The sequence below is a fragment of the Streptomyces sp. SAS_272 genome (genome assembly GCF_052543235.1).
Window position 1 is genome coordinate 1 of the sequence record NZ_JBMNDR010000160.1, and the last position, 9184, is coordinate 9184.

General features: G+C 63.9%; 9 protein-coding genes and 1 pseudogene. 5 read left to right on the forward strand and 5 right to left on the reverse strand.

All coding sequences use genetic code 11. The features are described from left to right. Positions 1-364: 364 nt before the first annotated feature. The 3 genes and pseudogenes from ACN6LD_RS41290 to ACN6LD_RS41300 all read right to left on the reverse strand — a co-directional run. A pseudogene (locus ACN6LD_RS41290) lies at positions 365-889 on the reverse strand (transposase family protein); the annotation flags it as partial. A 30-nt stretch (positions 890-919) separates the two neighbouring features. After that, the gene (locus tag ACN6LD_RS41295) at positions 920-1348 is read right to left on the reverse strand and encodes a hypothetical protein (protein WP_445045843.1); all 429 of its coding nucleotides are present in this window, start codon (positions 1346-1348) and stop codon (positions 920-922) included. Between the two features lie 189 nt (positions 1349-1537). Beyond that, positions 1538-2704 carry an NAD-dependent epimerase/dehydratase family protein gene (locus ACN6LD_RS41300; RefSeq protein WP_445045844.1) on the reverse strand — a complete coding sequence of 389 codons (1167 nt, stop codon included), beginning with the start codon at positions 2702-2704 and terminating at the stop codon, positions 1538-1540. Between the two features lie 722 nt (positions 2705-3426). On the opposite strand from ACN6LD_RS41300, the gene ACN6LD_RS41305 reads away from it, so the two are divergent. Together ACN6LD_RS41305 and ACN6LD_RS41310 are read left to right on the forward strand one after the other, a co-directional pair. Further along, the gene (locus tag ACN6LD_RS41305) at positions 3427-3816 is read left to right on the forward strand and encodes a helix-turn-helix domain-containing protein (protein ID WP_445045845.1); all 390 of its coding nucleotides are present in this window, start codon (positions 3427-3429) and stop codon (positions 3814-3816) included. Beyond that, entirely contained in the window at positions 3801-4487 is a 687-nt protein-coding gene (locus ACN6LD_RS41310) for an IS630 family transposase (RefSeq protein WP_445045846.1), read from the forward strand. Before ACN6LD_RS41305 ends, ACN6LD_RS41310 begins: the two co-directional genes overlap by 16 nt. 279 nt (positions 4488-4766) lie before the next feature. On the opposite strand, the gene ACN6LD_RS41315 is transcribed toward ACN6LD_RS41310, so the two are convergent. Together ACN6LD_RS41315 and ACN6LD_RS41320 are read right to left on the reverse strand one after the other, a co-directional pair. After that, positions 4767-5459 (reverse strand): response regulator, encoded by a 693-nt coding sequence (locus ACN6LD_RS41315; protein WP_445045847.1) that lies wholly within the window; start codon positions 5457-5459, stop codon positions 4767-4769. After that, positions 5456-6568, reverse strand: a complete 1113-nt coding sequence (locus ACN6LD_RS41320) for a sensor histidine kinase (protein ID WP_445045848.1) — start codon at positions 6566-6568, stop codon at positions 5456-5458. The genes ACN6LD_RS41315 and ACN6LD_RS41320 overlap by 4 nt, the downstream gene beginning before the upstream one ends. Positions 6569-6805: 237 nt before the next feature. Between ACN6LD_RS41320 and ACN6LD_RS41325 the strand changes: the two genes are divergently transcribed. The 3 genes from ACN6LD_RS41325 to ACN6LD_RS41335 are packed head-to-tail and all read left to right on the forward strand — an operon-like array spanning position 6806 to position 9106. After that, positions 6806-7705: an ABC transporter ATP-binding protein gene (locus ACN6LD_RS41325; RefSeq protein WP_445045849.1), complete on the forward strand. Its 900-nt coding sequence runs from the start codon at positions 6806-6808 to the stop codon at positions 7703-7705. After that, complete coding sequence (locus ACN6LD_RS41330; protein WP_445045850.1) at positions 7702-8454, forward strand: ABC transporter permease; 753 nt, start codon at positions 7702-7704, stop codon at positions 8452-8454. The genes ACN6LD_RS41325 and ACN6LD_RS41330 overlap by 4 nt, the downstream gene beginning before the upstream one ends. Positions 8455-8461: 7 nt before the next feature. Next, entirely contained in the window at positions 8462-9106 is a 645-nt protein-coding gene (locus tag ACN6LD_RS41335; protein ID WP_445045851.1) for an ABC transporter permease, read from the forward strand. Positions 9107-9184 lie beyond the last annotated feature (78 nt).

The window sequence follows — 9184 nt, forward strand, 5'->3', positions numbered from 1 at the left end:
CGGTACGGACACGCGGGTAGGACCCGATACGCTTCTTCACCTGGAGAGTGCTTCTTCCCGTGCAGCCAACAGGACCCTAGACAAGTCCCATCGTTGCAGTTCAGGAGCACTCTCCGCTTATTTGATCAAGCCTCGGACGCCCCGCTTGGTGAAAGCGGGAGGCTAGTCCGCGCGTTCGGCGCCGCGGCGGCGGACCTTGGGCCGGGCGCCCTTCGCTTTCACCTGGCAACGGCGGCCGGCCAGATACAGGTCCTCGGTGTTGACAACCAGGACTTCCTCGGAGTGGGCACACGACTCGAAGAGTGACCGCCACAGCGTCTTCTCCCGCAGTTGAACATCCCGGCGAGCGATCAGCCGGTCGACTGGCCTGGACGATGCTGTGCGTGCGGGCCGCGGGCAGGTCGTGGGCCTGGCTTCCGGCGTCGCCTGCGAGAACCACAGTGGCGTACCGTCCGGACGTGCGATGACCTGGACGGTCATGCCGTGCATCTTGTGCCATTGCGAGTAGTACGGCTCGTCCGTCTTGGCGCGGTCGGTGGGGATGAGGGTGCCGTCGATAATGATGAAACCACCTTCACTCCGACCGACCAGGGCCTCGTGCAGGCCCGGCGACCACGAGGCGAGGACCTCGACGGTCTCGTGCACGTACCGCCGCGCCGTCGCCTCGGAGACTACGAACCCGGCACCGACCTGTGCCAACGGCTCGTTTTCCACGGGTGCGCGAGAACCAATAGGGTCTGCTTGAAGCAGCCCAACTTCTGTCAGTCCGACCGAAGTTCACGCCTTGGGCGTAGATGAGGCAGGAGACGTGCTCGATCAGCTCGTGCGGGACGCCAAGGATGGAAGGATACGGAACCAATTCTTCGCCACGTCCCCCTGACCAGCCCAGTTTACCCGGCCCGGACAGGATGAAAGAGGTTCAATGACGGGCCGCCGTAGGTGTCCATGGCTTCTTGGCGGGCTGCGGTGCTTCCAGGGCGCTGCGGAGCATTCCCTTCAGGTTCTTGGGTGGAGCTTTCTTCTCCTCCTGTGAGTGCATGAGACGGGCCGTGGTCACCCGTATGTGGTACTTGAGGTGCCGCTGAGTGAGTTGCACAACCCACGCACCGTCCTGTGTGAGGAGGGCATGCCGAGCCGGCTGGTCTCCAGGGCGGGCAAGCCGAGCCAGAGTTCCTGGCACGTAGTGCAGAGCCGCGTCCTCAGCCACTGCGGCGGCCTGGGCTTCATCGCCTTCGACGTGGTGGGTGGCCACCAGCATGAAGCGATGCAGCTTAATTTCCATGCCGTCAGGGCGAAGGCGATCGAACTCTCTGTCCTCTTCGATGAGGACGTACCACTCGGCGGTCATGCCGGCACCTTTCCGTCTCTCGGGGCCTCACGCGCCCCTCTTTCTGATGATTATGCGGGCAGCGGAAACGGGGCCACGTGACTGAGGAAACCTCATGACGCTCCACCCCTTCCCCATGCCGCTTCATTTTTTACTGCGGCAGAAAGGTCACAAAAAGTCCCCATTGCAATCAGGACTTCTGGAACCTCACTAGATCGAGTGCGCGTTCCGTTCCATGTCTTCGATGAGGCGCTGAAATCCGTAAGTTGGCTTATATCCGATGACACGCTCAGCCTCATCCGAACCGAGAATGACCGGCTTCCGGGTGGGATCAATCTCGTATCGAAAAGCCAAGGAGTAACTAGCATCGCCGAAGCGTTCTCGGAATGTCGTTCCTGGCCCCAGCGCATCCCAGGAAGAAAGTTCGTCTTGCGAATATTCACAGAGTCCGTCGACGGTGAGTGGGTGATGTTCCCCTCGAGTCACTTTGAGTGCATCGATCGATCTCACCACAGCTTGGGCCACATCGTCGATGTGAACAGCACCTTTCCAATGCCAACGTGCCCACTCCTTGAAGCTGGGATATACCGACCGATTCCATGGCGGAATGAAGGCGCGAGGGCGCAGAGTTATTATGTGCATGTCGTGACGGGCGCGGTAGGCTTCCATCAGGCTTTCACCGATCAGCTTACTGTGGGCATACATGCCGGGCCATTCGGTCACGGCCGAACTGGAGAGAAAGACGACTTTAGACACCCCTGAGCGCGCGCAGGACTCAAGTAGCGTGAACGTACCTGTGGCGTTCAGGTGCCAGAAATCAAACGCATCTTTCTCCTTTCGGAATTCGTGAATGCCATGCCAGGCTGAAATATGCACTACGCATTGAATGTCGGGGAGAAGGTTGTCTAGGATGGTGCGATCCAGAACCGACCCTTCTATATGTGGAAGGTCGCCCTCAGGGCTGCGCGGATCCAGCTTGACCGGCTTATCGCCACGCATTGCCAGCTTTCTGGCAACGACGGTTCCTAGATCTCCAGACCCTCCAGTCAGTAGTACATTCATCATCACACCCCCTGTGCTCGCGTGTTGTTGCTGATGGCTTCTCAAGTCAGTGGGCAGTCGTCGGGGGGACGGTGAAGCAAGGTGGAGTGCATGGATCCCCCATCGGGTGGATGCCTCCTCGTGGGTCAGCAGGGGCATGACCACGACAGAGAGCTGTGTGTGCCGTCGATGTCTCGGGGCGTCAGGAGCCTGCGTTGCTGCGGAAGAGCGGTGCCTACCCGGCCCGGCAGTGAAGGCTTCCACCCGGCCGAGGGCCCGGACAGAGCAGTTCCTACTCAAAGGGAGTGAAGACCGTGTTCTGTGTTGATCGCTCATGGGTCGTGGAAGCTTGGAGTAGCCGTCGACGTCGACCAAAACGTTTTCCGTCGCGGTGCACCAATCCCGCCTCGTGAGCTGCGGCGAGGCCGAGCAACGACCCCTTGAGCAGGCGAGGGCGGCCTCTCCGGACCCGTGGAGTTCTCCTGGCGCAGCGGCGTCCTGAGCGAGACGCCGTCCACCAGCTCTATGACGCGGCGGCCCCTCCGATGTGCTCGACGTAGTCGTCGATTCGTAGCACGTACGGCGGCCGCAAGCCCGTCACAGCGGTCGTCGCGCTCGCCGGCATAGGCCTCGGCCTGTTGGATGCAGTCGCGCAGCACCTAGCAGTGCTTGGCCAGGTGTGTTAGCCGGTGGCGTTTCCGTTTGATCGGGTGTGTCGTTGACCAGGTGTGCTGGGTGGGGAGTTGGCTGCGGTCCGGTGTGATCTGGAGGACTTCGCGTGTCACCAGCGTTCCACGTCCCCCGGTGTGGCGGCGGTGGCCGAGCACCACAGCCAGACCGGCAAGATCGCCACCTGGATCACTGACTTCTACAGAGCAATGCTCAGGACTTGTGGATCGGTCTTCGGGACGGGACGCGAAGGGCGTACCTTCCCGAGTGATCTACAAGTCACCGAGTAGAGGCCCGCGTTCGCAGCGCGGGTCGGGAAGGCACGCCCGGTGCGACGTGAAGTCACATATTGATCAGAAACGGTTCGGGTTCTGGGTCGTTGGAGGGGTGTGAACGATCTGGTGGGGGACGCCCGGCATCTGTCGCCGTCGGCGCAGGAGGCCCTGCGGCTGCGGGCGGTGGCCGCGTTGGTGGCGGGGCGGGACCGTGAGGACGTGGCGGCGGTGTTCGGGGTGTCGCTGAAGGCGGTCGACATCTGGTGGGCGAAGTGGCAGGCAGGCGGCCGGGAGGCGCTGGTCATGCGTCCGCGCGGCAAACCGGTTGGGGTGCACCAGGTCCTCGGCGAGGCCGAACAGGCCGCCGTGCGGCAGGCGGTCCTCGATCACCGGCCGTGTGACGTGGGGCTGAGTGGGCAGTTGTGGACGCGCCGTCTGATCGGTGCCCTGATCGCAAAGCTGTACCGGCTGCGGCTGACGGAACGGGGGTGGGCAAGTACCTGAAGCGGTGGGGGCTGTCCTTCCAGCGCCCGGACAAGCGGGCCGTGGAGCAGGACCCGGAGGCCGTCCGGCGCTGGCACCAGGAGACCTGGCCGAGGATCCGCGCGAAGGCGAAGAAGGACGGCGGCGAGATCCTCTTCGCCGACCAGGTCGGCATCCGCTCCGACCAGGTCACCGGCCGCACCTGGGGAGAGAAGGGGAAGACTCCTGTCGTGCGGCGGACCGGCAACCGGTTCTCGGTGAACGCGATGTCGGCGATCAGTACCAAGGGCCGGATGCACTTCATGGTCTTCGCCGAGAGCTTCACCGCCGAGGTGATGTGCCGCTTCCTGGACCGGCTCGCCGGCCACTTCGACCACAAGGTCCATCTCGTGGTCGACGGGCACTCCGCCCACCGCTCCAGGAAGGTCCGCGACTGGCTCGCCGCCCACCCGGACGACATCGAGCTGCACTTCCTGCCCCCGTACTCGCCCGAGCTGAACCCCGACGAGCTGGTCAACGCCGACCTCAAGCACAGCCTGCCCAAGCAGCACCGAGCCCGCGATCAGGCCGAACTCGCCGCCGAGACCCGTCGCTTCTTCCGCAGACGCCAGCGCCAGCCGCACATCGTCCGCGGCTACTTCGGCGGCCCGCACGTCCGCTACGTCCTGGACGAGAACCCCATGAGTTTCTGATCAATACAACGCCGGCTACACAGCGTGTGTGGATTCAAGAGCCCGTTCGACTACGAACGGGACTACCGAGCCACCCTCGCCGAGGGACTGGCCGCATAGATTGTCTCCACGATGCGAGGGGATTGACAGGATGAATGCCGAGCAATCGCCGACCTCGCGGATGATCCCCCGGCCGCCCCGCGTTCTCGTGTTGCTTCTCTGCGGCCATCCGCATCGCTCGCTCAATCAGCTCCGGTGGGTACTTCCACTGGGCAGCCAAGGGACGCATCCTTCCAGGGATCAGCCCCCTCTACCGAACCCGGAACAATTCAGGGATGCGATGCCTGTTCTCAGGGCGAAGAGCACGAGGTGGACGCGGTCGTTGGCACCGGTCTTGGCAATGAGGTTTCCGATATGTGTTTTCACCGTCGGCATGGATAGCCAGAGTTTCTTGCAGATGTCACGGTTCGAGTGCCCTTCGGCGATCAGGATGAGGATGTCCCGTTCGCGCGGGGTGAGTTCCGCGGCCGTTCGTGCGTCGGCGCGAGACACGGGCAGCTTCCCATCGGCTGGGCGTTGGCGGAACGTGCGGAAGAGTCGACGGGTGGGCCCGGGCGAGATGACGGCATCGCCACTGTGCACCGTGCGGATGGCGGCGGTGAGTTGATCGGGCGGGGTGTTCTTCACCAGGAATCCAGCCGCGCCGACTTCGACGGCGGCGAGGACATGCTCGTCGGTGTCGAACGTGGTGAGGATGATGATCTTGCTTCCTGTTCCACCTTCGACCAGCCCTCGGGTGGCAGCGAGGCCGTCCAGCGTAGGCATTTGGATGTCCAGGAGCAGGACGTCGGGCTGCGCCCCGGCGTGCTGGCGGATCGCGTCGGCACCGTCGATCGCCTGCCACAGCACCTGCATGTCAGGTTGTCCGTCCAGGACCATCGTGAGCCCGGCTGTGAACAGCGGCTCGTCATCCGCGAGGGCGACGGTGATCATGAACGGCCCCACGGGAGGACTGCGTGCACTCGCCATCCGCCGGTCGTCGTATCCGGACCGACCTCAACGCTCCCACCGGCCGCGCGCACGCGCTCGCGCATGCCGTTGATCCCGTGCCCGTCTTGGCTCATGCTCTGGGCCGACGCAGCCCGCGGGAGCATGTTGAGGACGCTGAGCTCCAGACGATGTTCTTCGATCGTCACACTTACAGTGATCGGGGCGCCGTCGGCATGCTTGAGCGCGTTGGTGAGGCTCTCCTGCACGATCCGGTATGCGGCCAGACCGAGATACTCCGGTACAGCCTCAGGCTCGCCAACGACCCGGAGTCTGATGGCGGCTCTTGTGTAGTGCAGGGAGGATATGAGCTCGGGAACGTCCCCGAGCGACGGAGCCGGAGAAGTCGACGCCTCGGACTCCTCGGTGGTGAGGACGTCGATGAGGCCGCGGACATCGTCGACGGCACGGCGGCACAAGTTCCCAATGTCGGCGAGGGCTTGATCTGCCCGGCCGGTGTCGGAGCGCAGCACGTAGCGCAAACCCTCGGCCTGAGCGGCGATCGCGTTCAGCGAGTGACCCAGGACGTCGTGCATCTCCCGAGCGATGCGGGTCCGTTCCTCGACCACATCGAGTCGGCGCTCGGTGGCCTGCTGGGTTTCGAGCATCTTCGCGCGTTCGAGCGCGAACGTATAGCGGGTTCGGCGGTGGCGGCGGACCACTCCGGCCATCATCGCCAGCGTCAGCAGTGCCAACGCGACGCCAGTGACTATGAGCCGCTCTCGCAGGCCGACGGCAGGTGACGGAATCGGTGCCGTCATGATCGCGGCGACCGAACCGACATAGACGGCGGCAAGGAACAGCCAGCGCCAGGGTGGGCTGAGTTGGGTCTGCGTGCTGTATGCCGCGATTGCGAAGATGACTGCGACAAAGGCACCGAGCCCCATCCCTGCGGTCAGGTTTACAAGCAGGAGCACTGCGATCACGGTGAGCGCAAGGCGGGGCAGGACCCGACGGAAGACGAGAGCGGCTACGCAGCCGATCCCGACGGCGGTGTAGAGCGCGTGGGGCACAGTCGCCAGCGACAGAGTCGGCCGGCTGATCGCACCGATCACGACAACTAGAACCGCGACGCCTACATCCAAGGGCCAGAGGCGAGCCAGGGCGGACTGGGACCGCCCAGCGGCAGATGCAAGCGTGAAGGGTCCCATGCCTGCCGATGCTAATTCGCTGAGGCTTTCGGTAACTCATACCACGGTATGAAGTGCCGCTTCATGCCACGGCACGATCTACCGACCGTGCTGGCCGGGAATCGTCGAAGTCATGAAGCACACGATCGAAGCAAGGCGCGCATGAGCGCCGTCATCACCACCCACGCCCTGACCAAGACCTTCAAGACACACACCGCCGTCGACGCCCTCGACCTACACGTCCCACAGGGGCTGGTCTACGGGTTCCTCGGGCCGAACGGGTCGGGTAAGTCGACCACGATGAAGATGCTGCTCGGCCTCACCCAGCCGACCAGTGGCGACATCGAAGTCCTTGGGCAACCCCTGACTCGCGCATCGCGCACCGAGCTGCTGCCCTCGATCGGGTCGCTGATCGAAGCCCCACCCGGCTACGGGCACCTCACCGGTCGGGAGAACATGCGCATTGTCCAAGACATGCTTGACCTGTCCACCGCCCAGATCGACCACGCCCTGGCCACGGTGCGCCTGACCGAACAGCAGCACAAACTCGTCCGTAACTATTCGCTCGGCATGAAGCAGCGCCTCGGGATCGCGATGGCACTCGCCCGCGACCCCGCCCTGCTGATCCTGGACGAGCCGACCAATGGGCTCGATCCGGCCGGGATAGAGGAGATTCGCACCCTGCTGATCGACCTCGCCGGGCGCGGGATCACGATCATGGTCTCCAGCCATCTGCTCGACGAGATAGATAAGATGGCCAGTGTCCTGGGCATCCTCTCCAGCGGGAAGATGCTCTTCCAGGGAACCCGCGATCAGCTCTTCGAGCACTCCGTCCCCGACCTGGTCATTGAGACCCCAGACCCGCAAGCCGCGCACGCGCAGGGCATCAATGCGACTCTGGTCCCGGAGGGCATCCGCCTCAGCGGGATCGACAAGGACCAGACCGCGAAAGTCGTCTACCAGCTCGCGGTCGCAGGGGTCCCGATCCACGAGGTGCGCCGGGTGCCGCAAAGCCTGGAAGACGTGTTCATGGACCTCACCGGACGTGGGGGGCCTCTGTGATCCGCACCATTCGCCTCGAGTTCCGCAAGATGCACCGGCTGCGCACCGTCCGGATTCTCACGATCCTTGTAGTCGCGGTCGCAGCCCTTTCGAGCGCATCCCTCTTCTCCGCGGGTACTCAGGAGAGCTTCGAAGATCCGACCGCAACGCCGTACGCGGCACTCCTGCTGACCTACACGTTCATGGCGGCGATGACCTCGCCCATCCTGACCGCCGTTCTCGCCAGCCGTCAGACCGACATCGAACACTCTGGCGTCGGCTGGACCTTCGCCTCCACCGCTGGCTACAGCCCCGGCCTTCTCTGCCACGCCAAGCTCGCCGCCCTCAGCCTGATCCTCCTACCGGCCCTGGTCATCCAGTCTCTGCTCGTCATCGGCGCCGGAATGTTCGCTGGCATCCGGGTGCCGCTCGACCCCGGTCCGTGGATCGGTTACACCGTGTTGCTCTTTCTCGTCGACGTGGCGTTCCTGGCACTGCACATCTGGCTCGCCTCGATTATCGAAAATCAACTCATCAGCGTCAGTATCGGCATGCTTGGCGCGTTCGTCGCCGTGTTCACCCTGCTCATGCCGGGAGTGATCTCCCGCATCATCCCGTGGGGCTACTACGCCGTCATCTCCCACGCCGGCCAGGCCAGCACACGCGTCACCTACATCACCCCGCCCTACGCCTGGATCGCAGGCTTCCTTCTCCTCGTCGGCGTCGTGTTCACCCTGGTCACCCGCCGCCTCGAGCGGATCGAAAGGTAACCCGCCAGTGTTGCGCGCAGAACTCCTGAAGCTCAAGCGGTCCACTACCTGGCTGATCGCGCTCGTCTTGCCCCTGCTGGCTGTGACCACCGGCACGATCAACCTCGCCAACAATCGCGACACCTTGGATGCTGGGTGGGCGTCCTTCACCTCCCAGGTCACCCTGTTCTACGGGCTGCTGTTCTTCTCCATCGGAACCGGCCTAATCGCCGCGACAGCCTGGCGCATGGAACACCGCGGCACCAACTGGAACCTCCTCCTCACCACCACCCGACAGCCGATCACGCTCGTGCTAGCCAAGATCGCAGTCATCACGATCCCTGTCGCGTTCATGCAACTCGTCCTCGTCGCAGGCACCTTCATTTCCGGGGCCTTTGTGCTCCGCCTCGAAGCAGCGGTTCCCTGGCAATTCGTCCTGGTCGGCACCGTCTCCGTGGTCGCCGCGCTGCCGCTCATCGCGATCCAGTCGCTGCTGTCCATGCTGATGAAGTCCTTCGCCGCGCCGGTCGCGATCTGCCTGCTCGGCTGCGCCATCGGCGTCGCCACGGTCACCTCCGTCGCGCTCCGGCCCCTGAGCTACATCCTGCCGCAGGCCATCAACACTCGCGCCATCAACCTGGGCTCGACCGCGCTAGGTCGTGTCTTCAATTGATCTTGAGTGGTGGATCATGGTCGGGTGATACGTCGCCATGAACTGTCCGATGAGGAGTGGGAGTTCCTCCGTCCGCTG

Coding starts and splice junctions, on each gene's coding strand:
- ACN6LD_RS41295 (WP_445045843.1), bottom strand. CDS start 1,348: ATGACCGCCGAGTGGTACGTCCTCATCGAAGAGGACAGAGAGTTCGAT.
- ACN6LD_RS41300 (WP_445045844.1), bottom strand. CDS start 2,704: ATGAGCGATCAACACAGAACACGGTCTTCACTCCCTTTGAGTAGGAAC.
- ACN6LD_RS41315 (WP_445045847.1), bottom strand. CDS start 5,459: ATGATCACCGTCGCCCTCGCGGATGACGAGCCGCTGTTCACAGCCGGG.
- ACN6LD_RS41325 (WP_445045849.1), top strand. CDS start 6,806: ATGAGCGCCGTCATCACCACCCACGCCCTGACCAAGACCTTCAAGACA.